The 14,596-nt window shown below is 61.8% G+C and carries 12 protein-coding genes; 6 read left to right on the top strand and 6 right to left on the bottom strand.

Annotated features, from left to right (window positions below; genetic code table 11):
* Positions 1-26: 26 nt before the first annotated feature.
* Positions 27-1,040, top strand: coding sequence for a nicotinate-nucleotide--dimethylbenzimidazole phosphoribosyltransferase (gene cobT, locus ACXAG8_RS04945; RefSeq protein ID WP_475222637.1), 1,014 nt, complete (start codon positions 27-29; stop codon positions 1,038-1,040).
* A 31-nt stretch (positions 1,041-1,071) separates the two neighbouring features.
* Here the strand turns inward: cobT and ACXAG8_RS04940 are convergent, their stop codons facing one another.
* Complete coding sequence (locus ACXAG8_RS04940) at positions 1,072-2,955, bottom strand: cation:proton antiporter domain-containing protein (protein WP_475222635.1); 1,884 nt, start codon at positions 2,953-2,955, stop codon at positions 1,072-1,074.
* A gap of 19 nt (positions 2,956-2,974) precedes the next feature.
* Complete coding sequence (locus ACXAG8_RS04935) at positions 2,975-3,430, bottom strand: Lrp/AsnC family transcriptional regulator (RefSeq protein ID WP_475223105.1); 456 nt, start codon at positions 3,428-3,430, stop codon at positions 2,975-2,977.
* 145 nt (positions 3,431-3,575) lie between these two features.
* Between ACXAG8_RS04935 and hppD the strand changes: the two genes are divergently transcribed.
* Entirely contained in the window at positions 3,576-4,673 is a 1,098-nt protein-coding gene (gene hppD, locus ACXAG8_RS04930; protein ID WP_475222633.1) for a 4-hydroxyphenylpyruvate dioxygenase, read from the top strand.
* Between the two features lie 91 nt (positions 4,674-4,764).
* Here hppD and ACXAG8_RS04925 read toward each other — a convergent pair whose 3' ends face one another.
* Positions 4,765-6,813 carry a hypothetical protein gene (locus ACXAG8_RS04925; RefSeq protein ID WP_475222632.1) on the bottom strand — a complete coding sequence of 683 codons (2,049 nt, stop codon included), beginning with the start codon at positions 6,811-6,813 and terminating at the stop codon, positions 4,765-4,767.
* A 164-nt stretch (positions 6,814-6,977) separates the two neighbouring features.
* Here ACXAG8_RS04925 and ACXAG8_RS04920 point away from each other — a divergent pair, with 164 nt between their 5' ends.
* Entirely contained in the window at positions 6,978-7,673 is a 696-nt protein-coding gene (locus tag ACXAG8_RS04920) for an SIMPL domain-containing protein (RefSeq protein ID WP_475222630.1), read from the top strand.
* Between the two features lie 2 nt (positions 7,674-7,675).
* Here ACXAG8_RS04920 and ACXAG8_RS04915 read toward each other — a convergent pair whose 3' ends face one another.
* From ACXAG8_RS04915 to ACXAG8_RS04905, 3 genes are all read right to left on the bottom strand, one after another.
* Complete coding sequence (locus tag ACXAG8_RS04915; protein WP_475222629.1) at positions 7,676-8,386, bottom strand: GNAT family N-acetyltransferase; 711 nt, start codon at positions 8,384-8,386, stop codon at positions 7,676-7,678.
* 4 nt (positions 8,387-8,390) lie between these two features.
* The gene (locus tag ACXAG8_RS04910) at positions 8,391-9,683 is read right to left on the bottom strand and encodes an O-acetylhomoserine aminocarboxypropyltransferase/cysteine synthase family protein (protein WP_475222628.1); all 1,293 of its coding nucleotides are present in this window, start codon (positions 9,681-9,683) and stop codon (positions 8,391-8,393) included.
* A gap of 72 nt (positions 9,684-9,755) precedes the next feature.
* Positions 9,756-10,751 (bottom strand): hypothetical protein, encoded by a 996-nt coding sequence (locus ACXAG8_RS04905; protein WP_475222627.1) that lies wholly within the window; start codon positions 10,749-10,751, stop codon positions 9,756-9,758.
* Between the two features lie 285 nt (positions 10,752-11,036).
* Here ACXAG8_RS04905 and ACXAG8_RS04900 point away from each other — a divergent pair, with 285 nt between their 5' ends.
* Genes ACXAG8_RS04900 through preA form a run of 3 tightly spaced genes read left to right on the top strand, consistent with a single transcriptional unit; the run spans position 11,037 to position 14,577 of the window.
* Entirely contained in the window at positions 11,037-12,371 is a 1,335-nt protein-coding gene (locus ACXAG8_RS04900) for an NAD(P)-dependent oxidoreductase (protein ID WP_475222625.1), read from the top strand.
* A gap of 46 nt (positions 12,372-12,417) precedes the next feature.
* Positions 12,418-13,254 carry a class I SAM-dependent methyltransferase gene (locus ACXAG8_RS04895; RefSeq protein WP_475222624.1) on the top strand — a complete coding sequence of 279 codons (837 nt, stop codon included), beginning with the start codon at positions 12,418-12,420 and terminating at the stop codon, positions 13,252-13,254.
* Between the two features lie 18 nt (positions 13,255-13,272).
* Positions 13,273-14,577 (top strand): NAD-dependent dihydropyrimidine dehydrogenase subunit PreA, encoded by a 1,305-nt coding sequence (gene preA / locus ACXAG8_RS04890; protein WP_475222623.1) that lies wholly within the window; start codon positions 13,273-13,275, stop codon positions 14,575-14,577.
* Positions 14,578-14,596 lie beyond the last annotated feature (19 nt).

The raw sequence follows: 14,596 nt of genomic DNA, 5'->3' as shown, positions 1-14,596 counted from the left end.
ACCACCGCGATGCAATGAGGCTTTGAATGCTGCCCGAACTCCTTGACCTGAACACGTTCCGAGATGCGCTGACCTCTGCCCCCGGGCCGGATCAGTCCGCACGGGAAAGGGCGACGGACCGAAATGACCAATTGACCAAACCGCCGGGGGCGCTGGGGCGTCTTGAAGAGCTGGCGATCTGGTATGCCGGTTGGCGCGGCGAGGCCCAACCGCAGGTTCAGTCACCTCAGGTGATCGTATTCGCGGGAAATCACGGTGTAACGGCACAGGGGGTCTCGGCGTTTCCGCCCGAGGTCACGGTGCAGATGGTCATGAATTTCGAACATGGCGGCGCCGCCATCAACCAGCTGGCCCGTGCGGCCGGGGCCAAGATGGATGTTCATGCGCTGGACCTGGATCGCCCCACAGCAGATTTCACCAAGGCCCCCGCGCTGAGCGAACAGGACCTTCTGACGGCCCTGCGCACCGGTTGGAATGCGGTTGATACGGGCGCGGACCTGTTGGTCGTCGGCGAGATGGGGATCGGCAATACGACACCCGCCGCCGCGATTGCCTGCGCCCTGTTTGGCGGAGCGGCATCAGACTGGACCGGGCGCGGCACCGGCGTCGATGATGACGGTCTGGCCAACAAGACCCGTGTGGTGGCCGAAGGTGTCGCCCTGCACGGGCAAACCGACGACGGGCTGGAAATCCTGCGCTGTCTGGGTGGGCGCGAGATTGCGGCAATGGCGGGTGCGATTGCTGCGGCGCGCGTTTTGCGCATTCCGGTCATTCTGGACGGTTTCATCTGTTCGGCCGCCGCCGCCTGTCTTTCCCGCATGTCCGCAACCGCGCTGGATCATGCGATTGCTGGCCACCAAAGCGCCGAAGGCGCGCATGCCGCGCTGCTTGGGGAAATGGGCAAGGAACCGCTTTTGTCACTGGGCCTGCGCCTGGGCGAAGGGTCGGGCGGCGCATTGGCGATCAACATCCTCAAAAGCGCGGTGGCCTGCCATTCGGGCATGGCCACCTTTGCCGAGGCGGGCGTCACGGACGGCTGAATGCACCGGTGACCGGGGGGGGCACCCCCGGTCAGGCGGATTTCTTTGCGTGTTCCTCGGCCAGTTCCAACAGCGCCGTTTCAAGGTCTTTCTCAAGCGCGCGCGCGCGTTCGATGTATTTCTTGTTTTCGGCCGTCGGCATCCCCGGCACCCAAAGTTCGGCAAGTTCGCGGACCGACATGCGGTCATGTTGATAAAACATCTGCTCGGCCTGCGCGGCTTCGTATTCGCTTAGTCCGATATTTTCGAGCACATACCGCCCCGCCCGCAGCGAGCTGTCGAACATCTCGCGCACAATGTCATTGGCCCCGGCCTGGTACAGCTCGTAGACATGGTTTCGGTCCTGGGCGCGTGCCACGATATGCAGATCGGGGCGCTGGCGGCGCGCATAGCTGACCAGCCGCGTAACCTGCTTGCAATCATCCATCGCCGCCACCAGCACGGCCGCTTTTTCAAGCCCCGCCGCCCGCAGCAGTTCCGGGCGGGTGGGATCGCCCAGAAAGCCTTTGACGCCAAATCGGCGCATCAGCTGGATCGTTTCGATGTCGTGATCCAGAACAACCGTTTTGAACCCGCTGGCCTGGACCAGCCGGTTGACGATCTGGCCGAACCGTCCGATGCCCGCGATGATGACCGGGCCTTTCTCGTCAATCGTGTCGGGTTCAATCTGTGGGCCGCTATCGCCCAGATGCCGGTTGAGCAGGTCGTAGATGATGAAAAGCAGCGGGGTGATCAGCATGGTCAGCGCGATGATCATCAGCAGCTTTTGCGACAGCGCCGGGGGTATGACGTTCTGTTGGGTCGAAAAGGCCAACAAAACAAAGCCAAACTCACCAGCCTGTGCCAGCCCAAGCGTAAACAGCCAATGATCGCGACCGCGCAGCTTGAAGGCCCTGCCGACTATGAATAGGATGATGCCTTTGGCCAGAATGACCAGCAGGGCCAGGCCGATCAGGTCGAATGGATCATTGAAAAAGTAACCAACGTCGATGCCCGCACCAACGGTGATGAAGAACAGCCCCAGCAGCAGGCCCTTGAAGGGTTCCAGATCGCTTTCCATCTCGTGCCGGAATTCCGAACTGGCCAGCACGACACCTGCAAGAAACGCGCCCAGGGCAGGGGACAGGCCAACCAGGGTCATCAGGAACGAGATGCCGACCACGATCATCAGTGCAAGCGCGGTGTACATCTCGCGCAGATGCGTGGCGTGGATGAACCGGAACAGGGGCCGGGTCAGGTAAATCCCGGCAATGACAACAAAGGCCACGGCCCCGATGGTCACCAGCGTAACCGCCCAGCCGGGCAGCCCATCGACCAGGGACAGGCTGTGGTGAATATCTGCCCCATGCGCCCCGCCGGTGCCCCGGTCGATCGAGCCGTCATCTTCGATATGAATGCTGGCCGGCATCGCCAAAAGCGGCAGAAACGCCAGGATTGGGATAACCGCGATATCCTGTGTCAGCAGAACGGAAAACGTGGCCCGCCCGCCATTCGTCTGCATCAATCCCTTTTCCGATAGCGTCTGCAAAACGATGGCCGTCGAGGACAGCGACAGGGTCAAGCCAACGGCCAGTGCCACGCTCCAGGGGTGGTTGGCATACATGGCGACGGCCGCAATTACCACGGTCGACAGGGCGATCTGCAGTCCGCCGAGGCCCAGCAGCTTGTCGCGCATGTCCCACAACGCGCGCGGTTCAAGTTCAAGCCCGATGAGAAACAACATCATGACGACGCCGAATTCCGCGACATGCTGCAGGCTTTGCGTTTCCGCGCCAACCAGGCCCAGGACCGGCCCAATCGCCAGGCCGGCCGCCAGGTAGCCCAGCACCGACCCCAACCCTAACCGGGCCGACAGGGGCACGGCAATCACCGCTGCAGCCAGATAGATCGAGGCCTGGTAGAGAAATTCGTTCATTATCGTCCCTTCAGTTCGCTCAGGTCGGCAGCGGGGCATCCCGCTTGAGCTGATCCATGACAATCTGGCTTTGCACCCGTGCCACCGCAGGATGGGGCAGTATGACCTGGTGAAGCAAGCGGTTGAGGGCGGACAGGTCGTCACAATAGACGTGCAGCAAGTAATCGGCCTCGCCCGTCATCGTCCACGCGCTGGTGATTTCGGGCCGCGTGTCGACCATTCGCGCGAAACTGGCCGATTGCTCGGGGCCGTGCGTGCCCAGGTGAACCTGAATGAACCCCTGGACCTGCAGGCCAAGTTTCAGCGGATCCAGCCGCGCGGCGTAGCCGGTGATATACCCGTCCGCCTCCAGCCGTTGACGGCGGCGTCCGGCCTGGCTGGGGGACAGGTTCAGCATCTCTCCCAGCTGATGTGCGGTCAGATGGGCGTTCGATTGCAGAGCCGAAAGCAATCGCGTGTCCGTGGAATCCAGCATATGCGGGAACTTTCTGATTTTCTGCCATTTCGCGCGCAAATTACGCGCCATGATTTAGTTTACCCGAAAACAACGCGCAAAAACAGCGCGCAATAAAGCGTATTTTTGAATCAGCAAAGAATTTCCTGTTTCTGAGGAGCGCGCCATGGGTCCTTTCCCGCACAATGCCCCGAAATCTGCCATAACCCCGGAAAACCCGGCCGGAACCGATGGGTTCGAATTCGTAGAATTCGCCCATCCCGATCCGCAGGAATTGCGGGACCTGTTTGCAAAAATGGGTTTCGAGCGGGTCGGGCACCACAAGGCCAAACCCGCGGTCGAGCTGTGGCAGCAAGGGGATGTGACCTATATTCTCAATGCCGACCCCAACAGTTTCGCCGCCAGGTTCGTGGCCGAGCATGGACCATGCGCCCCGGCAATGGGCTGGCGCGTGGTTGATGCGCAAAAGGCGTATGCGCACGCGGTCTCCAAAGGGGCCGAGCCTTATGACGGGGCCGACAAGACACTGGATGTCCCCGCGATCAAGGGGATTGGTGGGTCGCTGATCTATTTCATCGACCAGTATTACGACACATCGCCCTACAATCAGGAATTCGAGTGGCTGAAACAATCAAAGCCGCGTGGCGACGGTTTCTTCTATCTCGATCACCTGACCCACAACGTCTACAAGGGCAACATGGACAAGTGGTTCCGTTTCTACGGAGACCTGTTCAATTTCCGTGAAATCCGGTTCTTTGATATTCAGGGCAAGTTCACCGGGCTTTTCAGCCGCGCCCTGACATCGCCCTGTGGCCGCATTCGCATCCCCATCAACGAAGACCGGGGGGAAACCGGGCAGATCGTATCCTATCTGAAGAAATACAATGGCGAAGGCATTCAGCATATCGCCGTCGGCAGCGATGATATTTACGGGTCGACCGATGCGATTGCCGAAAAGGGGCTGAAATTCATGCCCGGCCCGAACGAGACCTATTACGACATGTCTTATGACCGCGTGTCAGGCCATGACGAGCCCAAGGACAAGCTGATGAAACACGGCATCCTGATCGACGGCGAAGGTGTCGTCGACGGGGGCGAAACCAAGATCCTGCTGCAGATATTCTCGAAAACAGTGATCGGGCCGATCTTTTTCGAGTTCATTCAGCGCAAGGGCGATGACGGGTTCGGCGAAGGCAACTTTAAGGCGCTGTTTGAATCCATCGAGCGTGAACAGATCGAAGCGGGCGAGATTTCCGCGGCCTGATCGCACCACTGATAACGACATTCTGGCAAGGCGCCGGGTCCACAGGGCCTGGCGCCTTGTCGCTTTGGGGCGCGAGCATCGGCTTGGGGTGTTATCCGCGCGGCATCTTCAGCGTCACGTTGCGCCCGCGCTTTTGATACCGCAATTCGCTGTCACCAATGGCAATCACGTTGCCGCCGTCGATGCGGTCTCCGACCTTGACCTTCTTGTAGCGCCCGCTGGGCAACCGGACCAGCGCGCGGCGGTTGGCCGGGCTGCCATAGACGCCGATCAGGTTCAGCTGCCTGAGGTTGATCGCATTGTCGATCGTGGCCTGTCGTGCGACGGACGCGGTGCTGGGAATTTTCGGCGCAACAGCTTTGGGCTGGAACGATCCGGCCTCGTCATCTTTTGGCGCAACAGCTGCGACCGAGCCCAGGGGCGCAGACCCTGCACCCGCCTGTTTCCGGGCGGCCAATGCTGCGACCGTGGCCGGGCGCACCCGTGGGCGGGGAACGCGCACCACGGCAAGTGCGGTGGGCGTGTGGTCAACCTGAGGCCGATCCTGGATCGATTTGGGGCGCAGTTTGGGGCGCAAAACAGCCAGTTCCGCGACCGAGCGCCCGCCCAGTTGCTGGCGTTCGAACCGTTCGACAATATCGCCGGGCCGGGGGCGGGGGCGAATCTCTGCCAGCCTGGGGTCCACCTCGGCGGTTACCGGTTCGGTTTCAAACCGGACCGGCACCTCTGGCGGAACTGACGAAGGACGGCCCAGATACACCCGGATGCCATCAGGGTTCAGCGTCCCTTCGGCCGTTGGCGTCACCAGCCCGCGTTCATCCAGCGTGAACCGCGTGCCCGCAATGCTTGGCAGTCCGGCCTGGTCCACCGGGTCATCGGTGTCAAAGCTTTGAACCGGCGGAAGCGCAACGGCATCCTGCGACAGATCTGACCGGTCGATCGAGGCCAGATAGGTGTCATCCGACGGCTCGGGCGCGGGTTGCGCCGGGGCGGTCGGGGGCGTGGTCGCAAGCCCGGTGACCTCGTGGAAAACCTCTTGCGCCTCGGGGTCGCGCGCGACCTCTTCGACCGCTTGCGGAGCGGTTTGCAGCGCCTCAAGGATTGCGGCATCCGTTGGGGTCAGCTCAGGTTCGGGTTGCGATTCATCAGGCTCGGGCGCCTGTGTTTCAACGGGCTGGGCCGTGTCTTTGGGCGGTTCTTCAGAGGGTACGGATGGCTGACCGGTCAGGGCCGTTTCATCCAGGGCATCCTCGGGTGTTGCGATCGTGACCTGTTGGGGTGTGTCGGACGGCATCAGCGACCATACGCCAAGGCCAAGCGCCAGCACGACCGTGGCCGCAATGGCCGGAACCGCCAGACGCCGCGCAGGGAGCTGTGACAGGAAAGCGGCCTTTGGCAGGTCACGCCGCGCCGGATCGCGCGCCAGAGAATGAAAGGCAACCGGCGCGTCAGAATCAGCAATGGGATGCGCGGCGGGCTGTGGTACCGGTTGTTCGGCACCCTCGTCGGCTTGGGCCTCTTGGTCGGACGGGGTGTCGCCTATGTCTTCGGCCTCGGCCTCGGCGTCCGGCACTGGTGCTGCGGGGGCCGCCGGTGCTTGTGCTTGGGGCGCAGTGCCGATGTCACTGGCGCCAATTGCGGGGTCGGGCGGCGCGGCCTGCGCATTTGGCGCGGCCAACAGGAACGACAGCGACACTGGCGCGTCGGCATCCCGGTCGCAGGCCGTGAACTGCGCCGGTACAAAACCGTGCGCCTCGGCAAAGGTCCGGGCCTCTTCTACTGTCTCGGCGGCCACGGCGGCGATATCGGTTTGTGCGCCAATGGTCTTGGCGGCATAGACCAGATCGCTCAGCGCATAGGGCGTTGCTTCTTGCAGCGCGGTCAGGATTTTGTCCTGAACGTCCGCGGCCGAAAGCCCGCCGGTTTCGACGGAAAAGTAACGCACCTGTTCCGATGGAATCACCACGGTGCAGCTCAGGTCGTTTTCCAGCGCGAACCCTTGCTGCCACAGCCGTTGCAATTGATCTGTAACGTCAGATGCGTCCAGCGGCACTGTTCCAATGCAATACCATTCGTCATCCGAATGATGATGCAGAGAAATCCCTGTATCCGAAAAGGTCAGCGCGAAGGCGGGTTTCATAATCAGGTGGAACCAGAATTGTCAGCTTTTGTGCAAACGCAAAAGCGTCCGCTTTCCGAGGATAGGGCAGGAACCCGCCGAGGGAAAGGAAAAGGCATAAAACCCTCTTGTCCGGCGAAGGCTTGCCACCGCATCCTGAAACGACCCAATCAGGAGAGATCGCTTTGAAGATATTGGTTTTTTTGTCCGCCTTGCTGTTCGCTGCACTGGCCAGCGGCGCGGATGCGGAAGAACGTCGCATCACGGTCAGCGCAACGGGCACGGCCGAGGCTGCGCCCGACATGGCAATCATCACGGTGGGTGTCACCAACCAGGACCGGCAGGCCTCGGTCGCGATGCAGGCCACCTCGGACGCGGTGGGCAAAATATTGGCGCGGCTTGCGGAAATGGGGACAGACCCGCGCGATGTTCATACGCGCGATCTGTCCCTGTCTCCGGTCTGGTCCGGTCGCAACGCGTCTTCTGGCGCGGCCCCTCAGATCACCGGGTTTGTCGCCTCGAATCGGGTGGTGCTGCGGGTTCGGAACCTGGACGAGCTTGGTCGGGTCATGGATGCCGTTATCCAGGATGGGGCAAACGATTTTGGTGGGTTGAGCTTTTCTGTGCAAGACCCTGCACCGCTTGAGGTTTCGGCCCGCGACAATGCAGTTGCGGCGGCGATGGCCAAGGCTGCGCAGCTGGCGCAGGCCGCCGGCGTGACCTTGGGCCCGGTCCTGACGATCAGTGACCAGGGCGGCGGTGCGCGGCCCATGCCTCAGATGCGCGAGATGAGCCTGTCAGACGCGGGTGGTGTGCCCGTGGCGGGTGGCGAAATCTCGGTCGCTGTCACCGTCTTTATGGAATTCGCCATCGCCGAATAAGGTCAACCCTCGGAACGGGCCATCAGCGGTTGGCGCTGTTGGCCTGCGCCATCGAAATTCTCTGGCGCCAGCCATGCCTGAAAAGCGTCCCGAATGCGCGGCCATTCGGAATCGAGAATGGAATACCAGGCCGTGTCGCGGTTGCGCCCCTTGTAATGGGTGGCCTGCCGAAAGATGCCTTCGAAGGTAAAGCCCAGCCGTTCGGCTGCGCGCCGCGACGGCGCGTTCAACGCGTCGCATTTCCATTCATACCGGCGATAGCCCAGCTCATCAAAGACACGCTGCATCATCAGGAACATGGCCTCGGTCGATTGGGGCTTGCGCTGCAACAGCGGCGAAAAGTGGATATGGCCGACCTCGACCGCCCCCGCGGCAGGTTCGACCCGCAGATATGATGCCATCCCGACCGGTGTTTCACCGGCGTCGAGAACCGTGTGGAACATCGGATCGGCATCGGCACAGTTTTCGCGCGCCCAGGCGATGAAATCGCGTTCGGCCTTGAATGGGCCATAGGGCAGGTAGGTGTAGTTGTGACCGCTTGTGTCCTGAGAAAACGCCCGGAACAGTCCGGGCGCATGCCGGTTGATATCCAATGGCGCGACCGCGCAAAAACGCCCTGTCATCGGCGTATAGGGCGGCGCCGGGCGAGGAAAATCGCCCGACACCGGCGCCCCTATGGGCTGCCCCAGCGCGTTCTTGATCGGCCCAGCCATCAGATCAGGCGCTGGCCTTGGCCAGGGCCTGGTCAAGATCGGCGATCAGGTCGTTCGCATCCTCGATCCCGATGGATACCCGCACGACGCCGGGGCCGGCACCTGCGGCCTCTTGTTGTTCGGGGGTCAACTGACGGTGCGTGGTCGAGGCCGAATGGATGATCAGCGACCGCGCATCGCCGAGGTTTGCAACGTGGCTGAAAATCTCCAGCGCATTGACCAGCTTGACGCAGGCGTCATAGCCGCCTTTGACGGCAAATGTGAACAAAGCGCCGGCCCCGCGCGGGTATTGCGCCTTGACGCGGTCATGATAGGGCGATGACGCCAGTCCGGCATAGGTGACGTATTCGACGCGCTCATCCGCCTCCAGCCACTCGGCGATCTTGCGGGCGTTTTCCACGTGGCGCTCCATCCGCAGCGACAGGGTTTCGATACCCATCAGCGTGTAATGCGCGGCCTGCGGGTTCATGGTCATGCCCAGGTCGCGCAGACCGATGGCGATGCCGTGGAACGTAAAGGCCAGCGGGCCAAAGGTTTCGTGGAACTTCAGGCCGTGATAGGCCGGTTCCGGCTGGCTGAGCGAGGGGAACTTGTCATTTGCAGACCAGTCGAACTTGCCTGAATCGACGATGCAGCCACCCGTGACGGTTCCGTTCCCGGTCAGGTATTTGGTTGTGGAATGCACCACCAGCGTCGCACCCTGTTCGATCGGGCGGCACAGGTATGGCGTGGCCGAAGTGTTGTCGACGATCAGCGGGATGCCAGCCGCGTCCGCAACATCTGCCAGCGCGCGGATATCGGTGACGTATCCGCCCGGATTGGCGACGGATTCGCAGAATACGGCGCGGGTGTTTTCGTCAATGGCGGCCTTCACGGCGTCCAGATCGTCGGTATCGACGAATGTGGCGGACCAGCCAAAGCGTTTGATGGTCTGGCTGAACTGCGTGACCGTGCCGCCATACAGGCGGGTCGATGCGACGACATTGCATCCCGGTCCCATCAGCGGGAACAGCGCCATGATCTGCGCCGCATGGCCCGACGAACAGCAGACGGCACCAACGCCGCCTTCCAGCGTGGCCACACGTTCCTGAAGGACGGCCACCGTTGGATTGGTCAGGCGCGAGTAGATGTATCCCACCTCCTGCAGGTTAAACAGGGCTGCGGCATGTTCCGCGTCACGGAACACATAGGCTGTGGTCTGGTAAATAGGCGTTTGGCGCGCGCCGGTCGCCGGGTCCGGCCGGGCTCCGGCGTGGATTTGCAGCGTGTCAAAACCATAGGTTGGGCCATCTGACATGTGAATCATCTCCCTTTTGAAAAACCGTTGCAAAATCTCTAGGCCAAAGGCGGTGGTTTCACAACGTTCCGGTCAGCGCAGCCACAGGCCCTTGGCCTTGATTGCCTTGCGGATCAACTGCTCGCGGTGGGGCAGGTTGTTGCGGTCGAACATCTCTCGGATCCTGGCGCCCTTGCCCTGGAACACAAGGCGTTTCATCGGGTCATAGGTCTTGAGAACCTTTTTGAACTTGTTCGGTGCGGCAACCGTTTCCAGCACCTCGACCACATGGTCGCTTTCGCGCGCATAAAGCAGGGGAAACAGCCGGTAATGGCAGCTGACCGACCCGTCCAGAAGGCCCTCGGGCAGGGCGTCGCGCCCGCCGCCAAACGAATGGATGACCAGCGGCAGCGCAACCTGATCCAGCCAGGGGTCCAGCGCCTGGTCAGTCAGGGCAGGCAGTTCTTCGTCCTGGATCGCCTGTGCATAGGACAGAAAGCGTGTCCCGAACTGGCGGGGGCATTTGTAAAAGAAATACCCCGCGTTGAAATACAGGTAGCGCCGCCAGTAGTTCAGCGGTTGCCCGGTATCCAGCGAACTTTCGAAATCCAGCGAGAACCGGTCATAAAGGGCGCGCCAGATCGCATCCATATCGGGGCCGTACAGCGTGGGCTTGGGCCAGGTCCCCTCGGCCCGCAACGACGCGCCGGGGCAATCAAAGTCAAAGGGCACATCCGCAAGTTCGCCCGTGATCAGCGTGTCGGTATCGAAAAAGACAAAGGGCTCTCCTTCGGGCAGGGCCATCAGCGCTTCGATCTTGTTGCCATAGGGGTAGGTTTCGCCGAACACGCGGTTTTCGAACGGAAGGATTTCGACATCCAGTTGCGACAGGGCCTTTAACACATCCGCATTGCGAATGCTCGGATCCTGCCGCCATCGCGGTCCGGGTTCTGGCGTTGCCACGAACAGGCGCCCCTGAAATCCCGGCGCGCTGTGGCGCAGCGAGGCGGCGAACAGGACCGCCTCGTATTGCAGGCGGTTATTCTGCCCCACGACGACGACGTTGAATTTCGGGGAACTCGCCTGCATTTTTGCGCTTTCTGACATGGGCCGCTCGGGTCTTTCGCTTGCTTATAGCAATGGGCGCGGGGCGGTAAAACCCGCATCGCGACCGGGGGCGTGGCGGCGCAGAACCTGTGAAATTCCCGGTTTCCGTCCCATCACTGCACGCCAAACAGGCAAAACCTTGCAGATTGGGCCGCGATAGGCGCGAAATTGCGATTTTTTTGCCGATCTCGAAATTTTACCAATTGATAAAAAATTTCTTTGTGGCAAGCTGAGCCCATAACAAACATATCTACAGGGAGTAGAGAGATGGCACAGGGCCAGATGGCACCCGGTATCGTATCCGGGCGGCTTTCCAGCGATGAGCTGACCTCGAATTTCGCGGACCTGCATCCGCCATTGGCACCGCACGAAGCCGCCGTTGCAGCGGACCGGTGCTATTTCTGCTACGACGCGCCCTGCGTTACGGCCTGTCCGACGGATATCGATATTCCGCTGTTCATCCGGCAGATACAGGCCGGTCAGCCCCAGGCTGCGGCGCAAACGATTTTTGATCAGAATATTCTGGGTGGCATGTGCGCGCGGGTCTGCCCGACGGAAACGCTGTGCGAAGAGGCCTGCGTAAGAGAGGCCGCCGAGGGCAAGCCGGTTCAGATCGGGCGGTTGCAGCGCTACGCGACAGACACCGTCATGGCCACGGGTGAACATCCTTTCGAACGGGCCGCGCCCACGGGCAAAACGGTGGCCGTGATCGGGGCAGGGCCGGCGGGGCTGGCCTGCGCGCACCGTCTGGCGATGCTGGGCCATGATGTCGTGATACATGAATCGCGGCCCAAGCCCGGCGGTCTGAACGAATACGGGATCGCCGCGTATAAATCGACCAATGACTTCGCCCAGGCCGAGGTCGACTGGCTGTTGAAAATTGGCGGTATCTCGGTGGAGACCGGGTCGGTTCTGGGGGACACGATATCCCTTGACGGGCTGACCGCGAATTATGACGCCGTTTTTCTGTCGATCGGGTTGGCAGGTGTCAACGCACTGCGTGCGCAGGGCACCGACAAGGACGGCGTGCGGGATGCGGTGGACTTCATCGCCGAGGTGCGGCAGGCCGAGCAATTGGCGCATCTGCCCGTCGGGCGCAATGTCGTTGTCATCGGTGGCGGGATGACGGCGGTGGATGCCGCCGTGAAATCCCGGCTGCTGGGTGCTGAGCATGTCACCATCGCCTATCGCCGTGGCCGCGACGCAATGGGCGCCAGCCGATACGAGCAGGACCTTGCCGCCTCGCATGGGGTGCGGATTTTGACCAATGTACAGCCGGTGGCCGTGCATGGCACCGGCGCGGCGGCCGAGATCGAGCTGGAATATACCACCACCCAGGACGGCAAGCTTGCCGGAACCGGCGAAACGGTGCGGGTGCCCGCAGACCAGGTGCTGAAGGCCATCGGCCAGACCCTTGAAGGCGCGCCCGAGGGGCTTGCGCTGGACGGCAGCAAGATCGCCGTTACCGGGGCCGGGCGGACCACGCTGGACGGTGTCTGGGCGGGTGGTGACTGCGCCGCAGGCGGCGACGATCTGACGGTGACAGCCGTGGCCGAAGGTCGAGACGCGGCCATGGACATCCACGCAACGCTCGTTTCGTGATAGGATGGGGTATTCACCCCATTCTATGCGCTGCTGAGGTATCGTCATGTCCCAGATCGAACAAGCTGTTGCCCAACATTATACAACCGGCGCCCTGACCGAGCGCGTCCGCGCGGCGCTTGAGGCCAGCGGCGTCGACCCTGATGCGGCCACTGTTGCCGACCTCAAGGCGGGGGACGAGTTTCACACCGGCGGCGTTCAGGCCACGGACAACCTGTTCGCGCAGTTGTCGCTTACCCACGCGACGCGGGTGCTGGATGTTGGCTGCGGCATCGGCGGGACATCGCGTTATATCGTTGATCGGTACGATGCGACGGTCACAGGGGTCGACCTGACGCCGGAATTTGTTGAAACGGCCAAGACGCTGAGCGATCTCGTCGGCCATTCCGGCAAGTCCAGCTTTGTGGTCGGCAGCGCCCTGAACATGCCGGTCGCGGACGCGGGGTTCGACCTGGCGGTCATGTTTCATGTCGGCATGAACATCGAAGACAAGGCCGGGTTGTTCGCCGAGGTGTCGCGGGCGCTGGCAACCGGTGGCACCTTTGCCCTGTTCGACGTGATGGGCGGGGCCGTGTCCGGGCCGCTGGTGTTCCCGCTGCCCTGGTCGACCGTCGCCGAGACATCCTTTGTCGACCCGCCTGAAGTCTATGTCGAGGCTGCAAATGCCGCCGGGTTGCAGCTGATCACCCGGACCGACCGCACGGATTTTGCACTCGCGTTCTTTGAACAAGCCTTTGCGCGCATGGCCGAAAGCGGTCCGCCCGCGCTGGGTATCCACCTGATGATGGGCGAGACCGCCCCCGAAAAGTTCCAGAACTACGTAACAAACCTAAAGGCCGGGCGGATATGCCCGACCGAAATGATATTCAAAAAAACCGGCTGAGCCGGGAAGGGAGAAGCCATGGCCGACCTGACGACAAACTTTCTGGGCATTTCCAGCCCCAACCCCTATTGGCTGGCCTCGGCGCCGCCCACGGACAAGGAATACAACGTTCGCCGTGCGTTCGAGGCAGGATGGGGCGGTGTCGTCTGGAAAACGCTGGGGTCCGAGGGACCTCCGGTCGTGAATGTGAACGGGCCGCGCTATGGCGCGATCTATGGCGCGGATCGGCGGCTGCTGGGGCTTAACAATATCGAGCTGATCACGGACCGGCCGCTTGAGGTAAACCTCGAAGAAATGGCGCGGGTCAAGGCCGACTATCCCGACCGCGCGCTGATCGCCTCGATCATGGTCCCGTGCGAAGAAGCGGCGTGGAAAGCGATCCTCCCGCGGGTGGCCGAAACAGGAGCCGACGGAATCGAGCTCAATTTCGGCTGCCCGCATGGGATGAGCGAACGCGGGATGGGGGCTGCCGTAGGGCAGGTGCCAGAATATATCGAAATGGTCACGCGGTGGTGCAAGACCTATTATGATCGACCGGTCATCGTGAAGCTGACGCCCAATATCACCGATATTCGCAAACCGGCCGAGGCCGCAAGGAACGGCGGTGCGGATGCGGTATCGCTGATCAATACGATCAACTCGATCACCAGCGTCAACCTGGATACGTTCAGCCCCGAACCCTCGATCGATGGCAAGGGCAGCCATGGCGGATATTGCGGTCCTGCGGTCAAGCCGATTGCCTTGTCGATGGTGTCCGAAATCGCGCGCGCCGAGGCCACGCATGGCCTGCCGATTTCCGGCATCGGCGGCGTGACCACCTGGCGCGATGCGGCCGAGTTCATCTCGCTTGGGTGCGGCACGGTGCAGGTGTGTACCGCCGCGATGACCTATGGTTTCAAGATCATCGACGAATTGACCGCAGGCCTGTCGGAATGGATGGATGAGAAAGGCTATACCAGCGTCGATCAAGTCATTGGTCGGGCGGTGCCGAATGTCACCGACTGGCAGTATCTGAACCTGAACTATGTGGCCAAGGCCAAGATCGACCAGGACCAGTGCATCAAATGCGGTCGTTGCTATGCCGCGTGCGAAGATACCAGCCACCAGGCGATCTCGATGTCGGATGACCGGGTCTTTGAGGTCATGGATGACGAATGCGTGGCTTGTAACCTGTGCGTCGATGTCTGCCCGGTCGAGGGCTGTATCTCGATGGAGCCGATGGCCGCCGGAGCGGTAGACCCCCGTACCGGCAAAGAGGTTGATCCGGCCTATGCCAATTGGACGACGCACCCAAACAACCCCATGGCCAAAGCCGCCGAGTGACCTGAGGGTCAAGATCGTG

This window comes from Ruegeria sp. ABD4_443, from assembly GCF_056160865.1.
Note: the sequence above shows the minus strand (reverse complement) of the source record. Positions and strands in the feature narration are given on the sequence as shown.